Origin of the sequence: Neisseria sp. 27098_8_139 (assembly GCF_041433195.1) — a bacterium.
GTDB lineage: Bacteria > Pseudomonadota > Gammaproteobacteria > Burkholderiales > Neisseriaceae > Neisseria > Neisseria subflava.
Genome location: NZ_JAPWBA010000001.1, coordinates 479441 through 495631, shown reverse-complemented (window position 1 = coordinate 495631; position 16191 = coordinate 479441). Strand labels below are relative to the sequence as shown.

Annotated in this window: 12 protein-coding genes; 5 read left to right on the top strand and 7 right to left on the bottom strand. The window is 49.2% G+C overall.

Annotated elements, in window-relative coordinates; translation table 11 throughout:
• Positions 1–1834, bottom strand: a 1834-nt coding sequence (locus O3660_RS02605) for a bifunctional (p)ppGpp synthetase/guanosine-3',5'-bis(diphosphate) 3'-pyrophosphohydrolase (protein WP_371464506.1), incomplete at its 3' end; no start/stop codon positions are given.
• 141 nt (positions 1835–1975) lie between these two features.
• On the opposite strand from O3660_RS02605, the gene grxB reads away from it, so the two are divergent.
• Positions 1976–2647, top strand: a complete 672-nt coding sequence (gene grxB / locus O3660_RS02600) for a glutaredoxin 2 (protein ID WP_371464505.1) — start codon at positions 1976–1978, stop codon at positions 2645–2647.
• 56 nt (positions 2648–2703) lie between these two features.
• On the opposite strand, the gene O3660_RS02595 is transcribed toward grxB, so the two are convergent.
• Genes O3660_RS02595 through O3660_RS02585 form a run of 3 tightly spaced genes read right to left on the bottom strand, consistent with a single transcriptional unit; the run spans position 2704 to position 6190 of the window.
• Positions 2704–3222, bottom strand: coding sequence for an ABC-type transport auxiliary lipoprotein family protein (locus O3660_RS02595; RefSeq protein ID WP_049352757.1), 519 nt, complete (start codon positions 3220–3222; stop codon positions 2704–2706).
• Positions 3222–4883: an intermembrane transport protein PqiB gene (pqiB, locus tag O3660_RS02590; RefSeq protein ID WP_049352755.1), complete on the bottom strand. Its 1662-nt coding sequence runs from the start codon at positions 4881–4883 to the stop codon at positions 3222–3224. The genes O3660_RS02595 and pqiB overlap by 1 nt, the downstream gene beginning before the upstream one ends.
• Positions 4880–6190: a paraquat-inducible protein A gene (locus tag O3660_RS02585; RefSeq protein ID WP_079454066.1), complete on the bottom strand. Its 1311-nt coding sequence runs from the start codon at positions 6188–6190 to the stop codon at positions 4880–4882. The genes pqiB and O3660_RS02585 overlap by 4 nt, the downstream gene beginning before the upstream one ends.
• A 404-nt stretch (positions 6191–6594) precedes the next feature.
• On the opposite strand from O3660_RS02585, the gene O3660_RS02580 reads away from it, so the two are divergent.
• On the top strand, positions 6595–7218 hold the full coding sequence (locus O3660_RS02580) for a biliverdin-producing heme oxygenase (RefSeq protein WP_049352753.1): 624 nt from the start codon (positions 6595–6597) through the stop codon (positions 7216–7218).
• A 120-nt stretch (positions 7219–7338) separates the two neighbouring features.
• On the opposite strand, the gene O3660_RS02575 is transcribed toward O3660_RS02580, so the two are convergent.
• Positions 7339–8880 (bottom strand): surface lipoprotein assembly modifier, encoded by a 1542-nt coding sequence (locus tag O3660_RS02575; RefSeq protein WP_049352751.1) that lies wholly within the window; start codon positions 8878–8880, stop codon positions 7339–7341.
• 370 nt (positions 8881–9250) lie between these two features.
• Here O3660_RS02575 and O3660_RS02570 point away from each other — a divergent pair, with 370 nt between their 5' ends.
• Both O3660_RS02570 and O3660_RS02565 read left to right on the top strand, forming a co-directional pair.
• The gene (locus tag O3660_RS02570) at positions 9251–10249 is read left to right on the top strand and encodes a Slam-dependent surface lipoprotein (protein WP_049352749.1); all 999 of its coding nucleotides are present in this window, start codon (positions 9251–9253) and stop codon (positions 10247–10249) included.
• Positions 10250–10303: 54 nt separating this feature from the next.
• Positions 10304–12721, top strand: a complete 2418-nt coding sequence (locus tag O3660_RS02565; protein ID WP_049352748.1) for a TonB-dependent hemoglobin/transferrin/lactoferrin family receptor — start codon at positions 10304–10306, stop codon at positions 12719–12721.
• Positions 12722–12929: 208 nt separating this feature from the next.
• Here the strand turns inward: O3660_RS02565 and mnmC are convergent, their stop codons facing one another.
• Positions 12930–14540, bottom strand: a complete 1611-nt coding sequence (mnmC, locus tag O3660_RS02560; RefSeq protein ID WP_371464502.1) for an FAD-dependent 5-carboxymethylaminomethyl-2-thiouridine(34) oxidoreductase MnmC — start codon at positions 14538–14540, stop codon at positions 12930–12932.
• A gap of 125 nt (positions 14541–14665) precedes the next feature.
• Here mnmC and O3660_RS02555 point away from each other — a divergent pair, with 125 nt between their 5' ends.
• Positions 14666–15256 (top strand): tyrosine-protein phosphatase, encoded by a 591-nt coding sequence (locus tag O3660_RS02555; protein ID WP_049352746.1) that lies wholly within the window; start codon positions 14666–14668, stop codon positions 15254–15256.
• Between the two features lie 71 nt (positions 15257–15327).
• Here O3660_RS02555 and cysE read toward each other — a convergent pair whose 3' ends face one another.
• On the bottom strand, positions 15328–16146 hold the full coding sequence (gene cysE, locus O3660_RS02550) for a serine O-acetyltransferase (protein ID WP_049329088.1): 819 nt from the start codon (positions 16144–16146) through the stop codon (positions 15328–15330).
• Between the last annotated feature and the right edge of the window lie 45 nt (positions 16147–16191).

The following is a 16191-nucleotide window of genomic DNA, read 5'->3' as shown; positions in this document are numbered from 1 at the left end:
GTTTGCAGCATTTGGCAAGCGTGGTCATCAGGCCGTCTTCGCCGTCAATCAAAATGCCGTTTTTGCCGCCTTTTTTGATTTTGGACTGCTTAACGATATTGGTTTCATCAATCGGCACAGGAGGCGGCTCATTCAGTGCGCCGCAGGCTTTGTGGATGGCGCGGTTGGAAACTTCGCCCTGACCGATGGCCGTATAGAGTTCGTCAGTTTTTTTGAAGCCGAGTTTTTCCGCCAATGCTTGCAGATTAGGTTTGGGGAAGATTTTTGACAACTGTTTGTCCAACTGGGCGCGGCCTTCTTCGCGCACGGTATCCGCATTTTGCTGGCGGATGTAGGCACGGATTTTGCTGATGGCGCGGTTGGATTTGACCCAGCCTTCGTAGAGCCAGTTGACGGAAGGATTTCCCTCTTTGGCGGTAATGATTTCAACGCGTTGTCCGTTTTCCAAAGGTGTGGACAGCGGTACGATTTGTCCTTCGACTTTTGCGCCGCGACAACGGTCGCCCACGCTGCTGTGCAAGGCGTAGGCGAAGTCGATGGGGGTTGCGCCCGTGGGCAGGGAGAGGACTTTGCCGTGCGGGGTCAGGACGTAAATCGTATCGTTGAAAAGCTCGGTTTTGAAGGCGGCGGCGAGGTCTTCCTTGCCGCTTTCCGCCATGTTTTCGCGCCAGTCCAAGAGTTGGCGCAACCAGGCGATTTTCTGTTCGTAGGCGGAATCGCCCTTGCCGCCCTCTTTATAACGCCAGTGGGCGGCGACACCGAATTCGTTGAATTGGTGCATATCGAAGGTGCGGATTTGCACTTCCACGCCTTTGTCTTCCGGGCCGACGATGACGGTGTGCAAACTTTTATAGCCGTTGCCTTTCGGGTTGGCGATATAGTCGTCGAACTCGCCCGGAATCGGCTGCCAGAGGCTGTGGACAATGCCCAACGTGGTATAACACTCTGGAATGGTGTCCACCAAAATTCGTACGGCGCGGATGTCGAACAGGCCGTCGAAAGTGAGCTTTTTCTTTACCATTTTTTTGTAAATGGAGTAGATGTGCTTCGGTCTTCCGGCAACTTCAAAATGAATATTGTATTTTTTCAGTTCCGTACGCAGGATATTGAGGAAGTTTTCGATATATTCGAGGCGCTCGGTTCGTTTTTCGTCCAAAAGCAGGGCGATTTCGCGATATTTTTCCGGCTCTTGATGACGGAAGCCCAAATCTTCGAGCTGCCATTTGAGTTGCCACACGCCCAAGCGGTTGGCGAGCGGGGCAAAAATGTCGAGGGTTTCTTTGGCGACGGCGCGTTTTTCCGGATTGTCGGGAACGTTGCTTAAGAATTGGAGGGTGCGCGTACGCATTGCCAGCTTGATCAGGACGACGCGGATGTCGGTAACCATCGCCAACAGCATTTTGCGCATGGTTTCGGCCTGTTGGCCGCGTTCTTCCGGCGTGGCAAGGCTGTCCACGCGTGCGAATTGGGTCAGTTTTTGTACTTCGTCTACGCCTTTGACCAGCTCGCAAACGGTGCTGTTGCAGCGTTCGGCAATCAATTCTTGCCAAGTGGGAACGTATTTGCCGATGTCGGACAAAATCGTAGCCGCCACGGCATCGGGCAATAAGTCGAGTTCGCTGACGATTTGCATCGAGCCGAGAAAATGTTCCATTAAAGGCTCGCCGTAAGTCGTTAGGGCATCGGCAGGATAATGTTCTTTAGCTAAGTCAAAGGCCGTCTGAATCAGGTTTTTATCGGAATCGGGCAGCGCGGCAACATAGCCGTCGAACCAAGCGAGGAGGCCTTCCAGCGTTGCACTCGATGTTTGGGGCGTTTGGCGAATAGTGGTCATGGCGTGCGTTTTTTCTTTTTGATAAAAACGTTGCCATTGTAACAGTTTATTGCCGACAGCCCTAGATTTGTATGCGAATGTGGCACTATGTTTCAGGACACCTTGTTTTAGGACACCTTGTTTCAGACGGCTTTGGGTGTTATGGTTAACCGTTTTGAAATTTTAAGGAGTATTTCGATGAAACTGTATATTTACGACCATTGCCCGTTTTGCGTCCGTGCGCGGATGATTTTCGGTTTGCGCGATGTGGCGGTGGAAGAGGTTGTTTTGGCAAACGATGACGAAGCTACGCCGATTGGTATGATTGGCTCAAAACAAGTGCCGATTTTGCAAAAAGAAGACGGTTCGTTTATGGGCGAGAGTTTGGATATTGTCCGTTACACCGATCAAGGCCGTCTGAAAGAAGAAGTTCGTCCCGAGGTTCAGGCTTGGTTGGACAAAGTGGGCGAATACAATAACAAATTGGTACAGCCGCGCATGGTTAAAATCGGCCTGCCCGAATTTGAGACCGATGAAGCGAAAAAATACTTTATTGACAAAAAAGAGAAAAGTATCGGCAATTTCGAGACTAATCTGAACAAAACGGCGCAATATCTGGAGCGTCTGCATCAAGACTTGGCCGAACTGGAAGCGCTGGTGTGCGAAGGCGAGGGCTTGGGCGGTGAAATCAGTTTGGAAGATATCCTGACTTTCCCTATTTTGCGCAACCTGACCGTTGTGTGCGGTATTCAATGGCCGCAAAAAGTGATGGATTATTTGTTGGCGATGAGCGAGCGTTCCGGCGTGGCTTTGTATTTTGACCGTGCGTTGTAATGAGTGTTTGAAACATGAAAAAGGCCGTCTGAAAGTTTTTCAGACGGCCTTTGGGTTTAATAGGCAATCGTATCGGCAACCTGTGACAAACCGTTTTCCAACGATTCGAGCATGGCGGTATAGCCGTCGCCTTGTTGCGGCGTGACGGCGTTAAACGGTTTGCTGCGTCCGTCCGGCCATTGTGCATAACCGCTGATGGTGGTCTGCCCCTGATAGCTGCCTTGGAAGGCTTCAATATAGATTTTCAGGGTTTGGCTGCTTTGGCTGCGTGAAGCAGGCACAAAGGTGCGATGTGGATTGAGGCGGTTGAGCTTGTTGCTGAGGTTTGCTGCCAACGCGCCATCGAGCGGTGCCGCCCAAAGGTGGTTTTTCGCCAGATTCACATGATAGGCATCGGTTTGGTAAACGAGGCCGCCGTTGGCAAGCGGTTCGGCAAGGTTGACTTTAACCGCAATTTCGCTGCCATGCGTAGCAGGTCGGATATACTGGCTGTCGGGCAGAACGAAATATTGTGTGCTTTGCGCAGTGCCACAGGCGGCAAGCGTCAGGGCGGCGGCAATCGGGAAGAGGCGCATTATCGGCTTCCTTTCGGTATAGGGTCTTTGCTGCTGCTGTTGAAAATCAGCGCGTTGGGTTTTTCTTTCAAAGTATTAATCACGGGTTGAACGTCTTTTAAGGTTTTGTCCAAACTTTGCAGCGTATTTTGTACGTCGCCGTAGATAGGCGATTGAGGTGATACGCCTTGCAGGGTTTGGCGCAATTCTTTTAGGGTTTGGTTCAACTCGTTCGGAATGTTTTGTGTCTGCGGTTTGCCGACCAGTTTGTCGATGGAGCTTAGGGCGGCATTGGCAGATTTGAGTGTGGACTTGAGCTCGGCAAGCGAACCGTTCAAGCCGGCAACGGTTTTATCCAATGGCAGATTATTGAACTTGTCTAACAAATCAGCCACTTTTGCCTGCAAATCGTCCAAACCGCCGCCTTGGGTTGCGATAACGGTATCGCCTGCATAAACGGTATGCGGTCGCAGCTTAGGCGAGGCAGAAGGCTGATCGTTCAACTCAATCATTTTGCTGCCGGTCAGCAGGTTGTTGCTGGAGATGGTGGCAGTCAGGCCTTTGTTTAAGGCCGTCTGAAATTGTTGTTTCCAATGTTCTTTGCTTTGTTCGTCCGCATTGATTTCCAAACGGGAAGGCTCGATGCGGATTCGCACGGGAATCCAACCGTTTTCAAACAAGTGCAGGCTGTCGTTGCGGTCGAAATAAGGGACATCGGAAACCACGCCGACATTCAGGCCTTTGTATTCGACAGGCGAACCGGCAGACAGGCCGCGGACGGATTGTTTGAAAAATGCGGTGTAGTACAGCGAGCGGTCGTCAGGCAGGTTGGCAACTTCGCTGCGGCTGTCGTAAAGCGTGAAGCTATCCTCGCTTTTAACGTTTTTGCTGTCGCTTGTTTTAGGCGAGTCAAAGGAAATCGCGCCGGACAGCAGGGCAGGCAGAGGGGCGGAGTTGAGTTTGACGCCGCTGCCCGTGGTTTCGATATTAATGCCGCTTTCCAGCCAGAAACGGCTGGCGGAATTAATCAGTTTGTCGTTAGGGCTTTGGATGAAGATAGTGTAATGCACGCTTTGGTCGGACGGGTCGAAATGTGCGCTTTCTACTTGGCCGACCATAAAGTTTTCATACAAAACAGGGCTGCTGACGTTGAGGATGCGGTCGTTTTTACCGATCAAATTCAGGCGCAGGCCGCTTTGACCGATGGCGGCAATCGGCGGAATGTCTTGGACGACAAATACATCTTTGGTTTCTTGGCTTTTACCCGGTGTAAATGCAATATATGAGCCGGAAAGTAAGGTTCCCAAGCCGGTAACGCCGCTTTGGTCGATACGCGGTTTGACCACCCAAAATTGGGTATCGCTGCGGATAAGGTCTTTGGCATCCGCGCTGAGCTGTGCAGTGACTTCCACGCCTTTTTGGTCGTCGCGCAATTTGATGCGGGTAACGCGTCCGACATCGACGTTCAACACTTTAATAACGGTGTTGTTGACCTCGATGCCTTCGGCGCTGTCCATCAACAGCGTAACGACAGGGCCGCGGTTGCGGATGTCTTTAACCAAAAGCCAGCCGCCGGCAATCAGCGCAATCAGCGGAATCAGCCACACGATAGACGTGAAGACATTGGTTTTCTTGACACGTGCCGGGGCGTGATAATTGGGTGAAGAATCTTGTTTTTTCATTGTGTTAAGGTCTGGTCAGAATCAAGGCCGTCTGAAAGCTGCTGTTGCTTGTCCCAAATCAGACGGGGATCGAAATAATAGGCCGAAAGCATGGTCAAAATAACGACCAGGCAGAAGTAAATCGCCGCACCACCTGGCACGACGCGCGCCATATTGGTGTGGAACGAACTCATCAAAATAATAATCACAAAAATATCAATCATCGACCAGCGGCCGATGGATTCGGTAATCCGATACAAAACCGACATCTTGTCCGCGCTCATCACGGGTTTGAAGTATGCGGAATAAATCAAAACCGCCATCGCAATAATCTTCAAAACCGGCAGCATAATACTGGCACTAAAGATAATCACAGCAATCAATCGGTCGCCGTCGTCCCACATATAAACAATGCCGTTGAAAATCGTATTGATCTCCAAAGCTGTCGGGTTGGACGAAATCATAATCGGCAGGATGTTGGCAGGGAAATACAGGATAAACGCTGCGACTAAAAACGCTAGCGAAATGCTCAGGCTTTTCGGGCGGCGACGGTATAAGTCCGCACCGCATACGCCGCAAGGCTGCTCGTCTTTATTGCGGAAATACAGGCAACGGCTGCAACAGATTTTGTCTTCAGTGGCCGTCTGAACCGCATGGCCGCCGGTTAAACGGTGAATCTTATAATAAACCCAATGCTGCGGAATCGATACCGAAGTCCGAATCAGCATGACCGACAACGGAAACATCAGATAAAACGCCGAGCCGAATTCTACCGTAGCAACGGACGAGAGCTTGATATACGCCACCAGAGTGGAAATAAAAAACACATCCACCATAATCCAATGACGCAGCCGCACCAATACACGCGTTGCAAAGCGCAGCGCAGGGTAGGCCTTTTCGCGTATCAAAGCCGTATAAACATAAAGGCAGAGCAGTAAAAACAGTAAGGGCGCGCCGAAGGTGAGGATAAACATCACTTCCGCCAGAAAACCATAATCCAGCGAAATCAAAAGTCGCATCATTTGCGGCAACGACAAAATCGATGTCACGCCGAACAAATCGACGCGGATATACACCATATTGTACGCGAATGCCATCAGAATCAAGGTTGTCAGCGCATAGGCAATCGGCGCGATATACGGATTGTTTTCCACTTCCACGATTTCATGGTTGCACACCGGACAATGCGCTTCCTGCCCCTGACGCAGGCGCGGAATATCCATACGGCAGCCGCAATCCGGGCATTCCACCGTATGTGCAGGCAGCGTCGCATCAGGAAGATAAGACTTGTAGCGCCACCAGCGATGGTAGGCAGGAATCCGTTTCATGGTTCGGCAGGGGGTAAAGAAGGTGCAAAGAGTGTCGCATTATAAAGGAAAACAGAAGGATAGCCCAAATTTAGGTTGATATTTGATTGAATGGCGGCTGTTTAATAAGGTTTGGGCCGTCTGAAAAGTTTGAAAAGACTTTGGAAGATTATTGCTATGGGCTGTTAAATTTTATTAATAGGTCTTAGTTTGGTTTATTGTCATTAGGATAAAAATGAGATATATTTTCAGTCTTTAAAAACATGATTAGCCTTGTAGATTTGTGGAAGGTGCGTGGTCAACGAACCTGAAGCAGGTTAAAAGTTATCTTCTTTGTTTTTAAAACGATTCTTTTCAAATCAGACGGTATTTTTAACCATAAAAGCCGTCTGAAATCATTAGTCTCTTAATTCAAAGGAAACATTATGAGTGAAACCCAAGAGCTGACTTTCGCCAAACGCTTGAAAGAGCAAACCACGACAACGCACGACAGCGTTGATAACTTGGTTATGTCCGTTCAACCTTTTTCCAGCAAAGAAAACTACATCAAATTCTTGAAACTTCAATCTGTTTTCCACAAGGCTGTTGACCATATCTATAAAGATGCCGAATTGAACAAAGCCATTCCAGAGCTTGAATACATGGCGCGTTACGATGCCGTGACTCAAGACTTGAAAGACTTGGGCGAAGAGCCTTACAAATTTGACAAAGAATTGCCACACGAAACCGGCAATAAAGCCATCGGCTGGCTGTATTGTGCAGAAGGTTCTAATTTGGGTGCAGCGTTCTTGTTTAAACACGCTCAAAAACTCGAATACACCGGCGAATTCGGCGCACGCCACCTGGCTCCGCATCCGAACGGCCGCGGCAAACACTGGCGCGCTTTTGTCGAGCATCTGAATGCTTTGAACTTGACTCCTGAAGCCGAGGCGGAAGCCATTCAAGGTGCGCGCGAAGCATTTGCTTTCTATAAAGTGATTTTGCGCGAAACCTTCGGTTTGCCGGAAGGTGCAGAAGCGCCTGAAGGTATGACACCGCACAGACTCTAAAAAATAATTAAATCAAACAGACAAGGTCTCGGCGTAGATGTTTGCAGGGGCCTTTAATTACACTACAAAGTTTTGTTTGAACGGGTTGCTGTCTTATACCTACTCAGATTTGATTCTCCTTTAAAAATTCCATTCACCACCTAATGACCATTGATGAATATTACGCATTGCATATGGTGCATTGCTACGGGTGTGACTATAACTATAATTCAAAGTAGGGGTAATGCCTTTATAAGATAATTTGTTGTGACTAAGGCTGATAGAGAGGGAGCGCTCCCGGTTGCGTTGCGACTCCGTACCGAATGCCATAATGCCTTTATAGCGACGGTTGGCAAATGAAGCGGTAAGTCTGCTGTTAAGCCCGCCTAAAACCTGCCATTGCTGTATCCAACCTATATTGAAACCGTTGCGGTGGTAGGCCGCATTGTTGACGGTATTACGTATGTTTTTGTTTTCAGGAACAAAGCGGTTGTATTGCCAACCGCCGAACAGGGTCGTACTGCCGAAACGGCGCGCTAGGGAAAGATAAGTACTGTCGTGCCAACCATCGTTGCGCAGTGCACGATCAGTTTCCCGATAGTTTTGGCGGTAGCGCTCCAGCGAGTAATAAAGTTGTGTTGCGTTACCGAGATTGACCATATGCGAAAGCTGTACGCCAACACCGTGTGCCAGCATATACGGCGCGGCGCGACGGTTATTTTCTTTTTTGCTGTCAAACTCGCTGCTGCCTGCCAACTGTGCCTGATAAAACGGTAAAACGCTGATGGTTTGTTTGCCATCCTTGCGCTGCCATCCCAAATAAGCCCTGCCGAACGCATCGTCGTAAGCCGATTGACGGTCGAAAAAATAGCTTGTGCCGCTGAGGTTGGTACGGAATTTGATGGCGTGATGCCCATACAATGGGGTGAGTTTTTCGGTGTTCAATTCGTAATTCAAGCCGTTGGCACTGACAGGTAAGGTAACACTGCATGCGGTTTGCCCCCTTGTTTCGATGCAATAACGCGGAGCAGCGTTGTTGGCATTATCGTTATGCACGGGGCTGATTCCGCCAGACCATTTCCATTCTGTCTGCCGTTTGATGGCTTCTTGAAAATGTTTGACATTTTCCAAAACGGGGGCAGGTATATCGCGTTGCGCGGCATGACGAAAATGCATCGTTGCCTCACCCAAACGATGGTCCTGAAACTCTGCAGCTGCCAAATCCAATAATATGCGGTCGTCTGAAACGTCAGATTCATAAAGGGTACGATAACGTTCGACCGCTTCGGAATTTCGTCCTTTCAACTTTGCCAGCAAAGCATCGGCACGCGCAATCAGTTTGGGATTGTGGTTGGGCTGTTTGCGGTAAAGGGCAACAAGCGAGGAAACCAGATCTGCGCTATTGCCGTTAAGTGCTTGAACTAACGCGTCCTCAAGAATATGCGGGTTTGACGCTAAAAAATCATCGTTAATCAGAGTCGGTCTGCCTATATTCTCATTCTTTTCAGACGACCTTTCTTCCTCAGATAAAATATCTAACCATTGTTTCTGTTGTACTTGTACAGCAGTATTCTGAGAAGAAATATTCTGCCGAACACCCTCTTCGGGAAATTCAGCAAAGACTACTGACGGCAATAGGTAGCACAAAGAAGCTGAGACAATTTTTTGTTTTATTTTTAGCATTTAAAGTCATCCGAAATATATGTATATATTGCAGGGCAAACCGTTTCTAATAAGGGATTTGCTCTTATCATAAAACTGCCTGAGGCATCTCAGGTAATTTTATTTTTTGCATAAAAAATACAGATTCGTATTTAGATTTATCATTATAACGGCAAATTTACGAAATATATATAACTTATTTATTTTTATAGGATTATAAATTACGTAAATATATTTAACAGAGAGAGGATAGCATAAAGATTCACCCTAACTACTGAATAGAGAAAATATTAGTATTGCTAAAATAAAATATTTGTTACACAATATTTCATATTATTAGTAATACTTATCATTATTGTATTTGAGAAGCTTGTATTTAGAGAGATTGGTTATGAAAATTAATGTATTTATAGTACCCATTGCAACTACCTTTATTTTGACTGCATGTGCAGGTGGAGGTGCATCTGAGCCCAAAGTTCCCGTTGCTATTCCGACAGCGCAACCTATCGCCAATGTTAAGTTGAGTGATGAAAGCAGTGCGATACAGACCATCAATACCCTTTCCGGTAAAGGCGGCAGTCTGCGTGAAGCGGAACTCGAAGTGAAAACATCATGGGGCTACAGCTATACCGATAAACAATATGTCTATCAAACCCCTTCTGGTAACTATTACAACATTAGTTCATATTCTGATCCGATTGTCCCATCATATTCCAGCCCATCTTATGCCCTTCGTACCCGCCATGAAGGACAACCTTTATCTGAAGGTGGCAAACTGTTTGTCTGTTGCAGTAGTTCGGGACAGTTCACCAATGCCCCTGCAACCAAACATGATCACCTTAAATTTGGCGCATGGATAAGTTCAGACGGTACGGCAGACCTGTTTGTCGGCGGCAAACCTGTCGGAACGGCAAAACCGTCTTATTACACTCCGTCAGACAGTACTGTGGCAAAAGGCAAGACCACATACGAAGTTTGGGCAGTCCGCGTCCGCAACGGCAATATCGTTACCTCAACCTACGATCCAGGCAAATCCTCCGGGTTGTCTGAAAAAAACACGCCCAAACTTTCACTGCTGACAGCCAATTTCAACACCAACAAACTCGGCGGCACGATTTTAGGTAATGCGGATTACGGTCCGGACGTTGTGATGAAAGATGTAGGCATCAATGGCGTTGATTTCTCAGGTACTGCCGAATCCGATGGTAAAAACGGCAAAGTCGAAGGGAAATTCTTCGGTCAGTTCAATAGTGGTTATAAAACAGAAGTCAGCATAGGCGGCAAAGTAACCTTCGATGCTGACAAATCGTTAGATACTGTATTTGGCGGCGTAGAAAATTCATCAGACCGCAATACGACAGATACAAGTTTGACACCTGTCAGCAAGTAACCGCACATCAAGCATTCCAATAATAGATAATCAATATATATTAAGAGGCAAAAAATGTCCTTCCATTTTAAACCTGTACTGCTGGCAGCTATTGTCAGCCAAACTTTCCCTGCCTTCGCTGCCGATCCTATTCCTCAAGCTTATCAGGAGTTGAATGAAGTCAAAGTCATTGGCGGCCGCAAAGTACAAAAACTTGGTGAAGAAAAAATCCGCCGTCAGGCTTTGGATAAACAAATGGTCTCCGATGAAAGCGACTTGGTGCGCTACGATCCGGGCATCAGCGTCGTTGAAGGCGGACGCTCCGGTTCTAACGGTTTTACCATACGCGGTGTCGATAAAGACCGCGTTGCCATCAACGTGGACGGACTGGCACAAGCAGAAAGCAGGTCGTCTGAAGCATTCCAAGAGTTGTTCGGCGCATACGGCAACTTCAATGCCAACCGCAACACTTCCGAACCCGAAAATTTCTCGGAAGTAACCCTCACCAAAGGTGCGGACTCGCTCAAATCCGGCAGTGGTGCATTGGGCGGTGCCGTCAACTATAAAACCAAATCCGCAAGCGACTATATTTCCGAAGAAAAACCCTACCACTTAGGCATTAAAGGCGGCTATATCGGACGCAACAGCCAAAAATTCAGCAGCATAACCGCCGCAGGCACTTGGTTGGGACTGGACGCATTGATGGTCTACACCCGCCGTTTCGGTAAAGAAACCAAAAACAACAGCGACGCTGCCGATACCGTCATCACCGACAACAAACAAAGCTGGAACCCGAATGCCGGCAGCACCAACTACGGCAGCCGCGGCGTAGCCCGCAGCAAACCCGATCCACAAGATTGGGTAAACAAAAGCACCTTATTCAAACTGGGTTACAACTTCAACGATAAAAACCGTATCGGTTGGATTTACGAGGATTCACGCACCGATCGCACGACGACTGAATTATCCAATATGTGGGCGGCAAACTGGAAAGGTGAGGCTCTGGGCGATACCCGTTCCCGTCAAGATATTTCCTACCGCAAACGCATCGGTTTCGAATACAAAAACCAACTTGACAAAGGACCATGGGATAACCTTAACCTGCGTTACGACCGTCAAACCATCGACATGAGTACCTGGACTTGGGACTTGCCGACCGATTACGCCCAAAACGGTATCAACAGCGACGTATACCATATGTTCCGCAACATCCGTCAAAAGACCATACAATATGGTGCCGATGCCGAAAAACAAATCGACTTCTCCAAATCGGTATGGGCAATGCAATACGGATTGGGTGGTTCCCAAAACGACAACGGCAATAGAGATCATAGCTATTGGGTACGCCTATACGACCCGAAATATCAAACGTCCAACAACCAAGAATTGACTATGCTGGTCGAAAGCTCCTCCAAAAACCGTTTTGCCTACTGGAACAACACCTTCCAATTCGGCGACAGCAGCCAATACCGCCTCAATGCCGGGCTTCGCTACGACAACAGCAGCAGCAAAGCCAAGGACAACCCCAACTATACCCCTGCCATCCGCGGTCAAATTCCCTATCTTGGCAGCGAGCGTAAACACAGCGGTTTCAGCTATGGCTTAGGATTAGACTGGAAATTCACTCCGCATTTGAATCTTCTGGCGAAATACAGTACAGGCTTCCGCGCGCCGACTTCGGACGAAACCTGGCTATTGTTCCCGCATCCTGACTTCTACCTTAAAGCAAACCCTAACCTTAAGGCAGAAACCGCCAAAAACTTCGAGCTGGGACTTGCCGGCAGTGGCAAAGCCGGAAACTTTAAACTCTCCGGCTTCCAAACCCGCTACCGCAACTTTATCGAGCTGACCTACATGGGCGTGTCCTCAGACAACCCCAACAGCCCTAATTATGCGCCGATTTCCGACGGTACCGCATTGGTCAGCTCACCCGTTTGGCAAAACCAAAACCGTTCCTCCGCATGGGTGAAAGGTTTGGAATTTAACGGCACATGGAACCTCGACAGCATCGGTTTGCCGCAAGGTACGCACGCAGGTGTCAATGTCAGCTACATCAAAGGCAAAGCCAAACAGACCAACGAACAGGAAACCCCAATTAACGCACTTTCGCCGTGGTCTGCCGTTTACAATCTGGGCTACGACGCTCCTTCCAAACGCTGGGGTATCAATGCGTACCTGACACACACTGCAGCTAAAAAACCGTCTGACACCGTTCACAGCAGTGATGATTTGAACAACCCATGGCCGTTTGCCAAACATAGCAAAGCCTATACGCTTTTCGATCTGACTGGTTACGTCAACTTGGGCAAATACTTCACTGTGCGCGCCGGTGCTTATAACATCGGTAACAAAAAATATTACACTTGGGAATCTCTACGTAGTATCCGTGAATTTGGTACAGTTAATCGTGTCGATAATAAGACACATGCAGGTATAGAGCGTTTCTCTTCACCAGGAAGAAGTTACAACTTTACACTTGAAGCCAAGTTCTAAGGTAATTAGAACAGAAAGGAAGGTTGGTAAAGCTACAGCACCACCAACGGCGTTGACCGCGATGGCAAAGGCTTAGATCGCTACCGTGCCCAGGTCGCAACTATGCCGTGTCTTTGGAATGGAAATTCTAAGCAGTTAACGGATAGCTAAAGGCCGTCTGAAAGTTTTAATGACTTTCAGACGGCCTTTTTTATTTACAGCGAAATCCTTAATCGGATAACAACGGTTGCTGCCGAACAATCGCGCGGATGATGGCGCGGTTGGGGTGTAGCGCGGTTCTCAGCCTTTGCGATAGCGGATGCGGCAAGCCGAGTATTTCGGCTGCAATGGTGGCGGCGCAGATGGGGGCTGTCGCCAGTCCGCGCGTGCCGTGTGCCGTATTGATGTAGGCATTGGGCAGGTAAGGGCAGGGGATATTGTCGAGGCGGTAGTTTTTGTCCAATGCCAGCTTGGCGTAAGCGGACTGCATGGCGGTGATGTCGCCGAGCGCGCCGACAACGGGCAAATGGTCGAGGCTGTCGCAACGTAGGGCGGCATGGCCTTGTGTGGTTTGAAGGCCGTCTGAAAACGAATTTTGCTCAAACAGGGATTGTGCCAATGGCGGATTGAGCTGGTGCAGGGCGACGCGGTTTTCAGTTTCTTCGTGCGGATACCAAGTTTCATCGTTGCTGTTGAGGATAAATGTCGCGCCGTAGCAGTGGCGGCCTTGCCAGCTCGGACTGATGTAGCTTTCTCCGGAAATGGCGCAACGCAGTTTTTGTGAAAACGGGCTGGCAGGTACGACGCCGGTTTGTCCGCGGATTTGGCGGAAAGGCAGGGCGGAGACGTTGGTGTCGGCGGCAGTCGGGCTGTGTGCGCCCATACAGTAAACGATATGGCTGGCATTGAAATGCACGTTCGGCGTGTGTGCCGTCCATTGTGTACCGTCATGCAATACTGCGGTCAGCGGCGAGTGTTCGTGCAACTCAATCAGCGGATGATTCAATAGGGTATGCACGACGGCAGACGGATTCAGCCATACGCCTTGCGGCCAGTAAAGGCCGTCTGAAAATACGTCTATGCCTGCGATGTGTGCAGCCTCTTCGGCAGATACGCTGCGGTAGAGGTGCTTATGCTGGTGTTGCAAACCCAAGGCCTGATTGCGTTTGCGTTCGCTGTCGTCAAAATTCAAATGCAATACGCCGTCGCCGCCCCATACGTCGGAGTCGGGCAGCAAGTCTTCCAATAATCGGCGCGTGTAGCCGTAGCCTGTCAGCAGTAGCTCGGTTTGTTCGGTATCGTGTGGCGAGATTTTGGCGTAGAGCAAGCCTTGGCGGTTGCCGCTGCCTGCCTGCGCCGCTTTACCGGTCTCCAAAACCGTAACGCGTACGCCGTGTTCAGCCAGTTTGCGCGCGGTCGCCGCGCCGGCAATGCCTGCGCCGATAATCAGGACGTGTTCGGGCGCGGCTTGATGTTCAGGCCGCCTGAACCAAGGTTTTAGAGGAATAGGGGCGGATTGGGATATGGCTTCGGTTTGCCATTGGATATGATGGAAATGTTCGTGTAAGCGGTCGGTGCGGTGTGGCGGAACCAGCCAGAGATGCACATCAGGCAAGATGTTTTCTAAAACATTAACACTGTTGAACTGAAGACATTTCATGGCTTGAGCGAGACGGTTGTTCAGACGGCCTTCAAGCTCGGAGGGATGATTTGACAGCGGAAAATCGGGAATATGGTTTTCAGGCAGGCAGACAATCAAATAAAGCGGTGCGGTATGTTGTTCGATTGCGTGGCAAAGGTCGGCAAGGGAAGGTGTGGTGTTCCAAGCAAGGTAGGTCATGATGAAAGGCCGTCTGAAAAAAGAGGCTTTATTGTAACGCGGTTTGCGCGGATAGAATATCCGAACGGGTTTTGAGAGAATCGCATGATATTTTGATTTCCAATTGATTTTCATACAGGAATTTTATGCGCCGTCTTTTGTTGTGTCTTCTCGCTTCCGGCTTGCCCATCGCTTGCTCGTCCGTGCCGCCGGATAACGGCAGCAAAGCCGTTCAGTCCGAGCGTTGGGCAACCCCCGTCAAACACGATGCCAACCTTTATCGTATCGACGACAAGCTTTACCGCAGCGAGCAGCCTGTTGCCGAAGATAGCGAAGCCATCGTCAAACTGGGCATTCAAAGCGTGATCAACTTGCGCTTTTTCGACCGCAACGATGACGACCATTTGAAAGCGTATGGTTTGACCTTGCTAAACCGTCCGTTGCTGTCATGGAGCATTAAGCCGAAAGAGATTGCGGAAATCCTATACTTAATTGAAAAACAACAGCAAAACGGCGCAGTGCTTATCCATTGTTATCACGGCGCAGACCGTACCGGTTTGATTGCCGGAATGTACCGCATCATTTATCAAGGCTGGACAGCGGAAGAGGCAAAAGCCGAAATGCAGCACGGGCCTTACGGTTATCACAGCATTTGGAAAAACATTGCCAACCTGTTTACCGAAGAGAAAGTCAAGCAGGTTAAAACGCACTTGGAAGCCTTGCGCAAACGCGGTTAACACCAAGATTTAAATGATAAAAGGCCGTCTGAAAGATTTGTTTTCAGACGGCCTTTTAAATGGCAGATTGCTTAAATCACAAAATCCGTAGTCGATAATTGAATGTTTTGATCCATATCGGCAGACGGGGTTTTGGACGAGCGGCCAACCGGTTTGGCCGGTACGCCGACAACGGTAATCGAAGACGGTACGTCGGCAACCACCACGCTGCCTGCGCCGATTTTGGCATTTTCGCCGATGCGGATGTTGCCCAAAATCGAAGCATTCGCACCAATCATCACGCCATCGCCTATTTTCGGGTGGCGGTCGCCGCTTTCTTTGCCCGAACCGCCCAACGTTACGCCGTGGAGGATGGAAATATTGTTGCCCAAGACGGCAGTTTCGCCGGCCACAAAACCGGTGGCATGGTCGAGCATCAGGCCGTGACCGAAACGGGCGGCCGGGTGGATATCGACACCGAAGACTTCCGACATGCGGTTTTGCAGAAAATACGCCAGCGTTTTACGGCCGTTTTGATAGAGCCAGTGGTTGATGCGGTGTGCCTGTACGGCGTGGAAACCTTTGAAATACAACAGCGGCAGCGAATATTCATCACAAGCCGGGTCGCGCTCATAAATGGCTTTCAAGTCGGCCTCGACGCATTTGCTAATGCGGGTGTCCACGCTCAAAGCCTGCTGGTAAATTTCAAACAGCGCGCGTACATCCATAATCGGACTGCCGAGCTTGCTGGAAAGATGGTAGGCAAGTACCGAATCGAGCGAATCGTGGCGCAACACGGTTTGATGTAGGAAGCTCGCCAGCATCGGTTCGGCTGCGGCTGCGGCTTCGGTTTCTTCGCGGATGGTGTGCCACAGATTAAAATCAGTTGAATTCAAATGGTCTTTTTTCATATTCGAGGCCGTCTGAAGAATAAAATCAGATGGCTATCTTACCGT

Excerpts from the sequence above, each read along its gene's own strand:
- grxB (WP_371464505.1), top strand. The coding sequence starts at position 1,976 with ATGGTTAACCGTTTTGAAATTTTAAGGAGTATTTCGATGAAACTGTAT.
- O3660_RS02595 (WP_049352757.1), bottom strand. The coding sequence starts at position 3,222 with ATGCGCCTCTTCCCGATTGCCGCCGCCCTGACGCTTGCCGCCTGTGGC.
- pqiB (WP_049352755.1), bottom strand. The coding sequence starts at position 4,883 with ATGAAAAAACAAGATTCTTCACCCAATTATCACGCCCCGGCACGTGTC.
- O3660_RS02585 (WP_079454066.1), bottom strand. The coding sequence starts at position 6,190 with ATGAAACGGATTCCTGCCTACCATCGCTGGTGGCGCTACAAGTCTTAT.
- O3660_RS02580 (WP_049352753.1), top strand. The coding sequence starts at position 6,595 with ATGAGTGAAACCCAAGAGCTGACTTTCGCCAAACGCTTGAAAGAGCAA.
- O3660_RS02575 (WP_049352751.1), bottom strand. The coding sequence starts at position 8,880 with ATGCTAAAAATAAAACAAAAAATTGTCTCAGCTTCTTTGTGCTACCTA.
- O3660_RS02570 (WP_049352749.1), top strand. The coding sequence starts at position 9,251 with ATGAAAATTAATGTATTTATAGTACCCATTGCAACTACCTTTATTTTG.
- O3660_RS02565 (WP_049352748.1), top strand. The coding sequence starts at position 10,304 with ATGTCCTTCCATTTTAAACCTGTACTGCTGGCAGCTATTGTCAGCCAA.
- mnmC (WP_371464502.1), bottom strand. The coding sequence starts at position 14,540 with ATGACCTACCTTGCTTGGAACACCACACCTTCCCTTGCCGACCTTTGC.
- O3660_RS02555 (WP_049352746.1), top strand. The coding sequence starts at position 14,666 with ATGCGCCGTCTTTTGTTGTGTCTTCTCGCTTCCGGCTTGCCCATCGCT.
- cysE (WP_049329088.1), bottom strand. The coding sequence starts at position 16,146 with ATGAAAAAAGACCATTTGAATTCAACTGATTTTAATCTGTGGCACACC.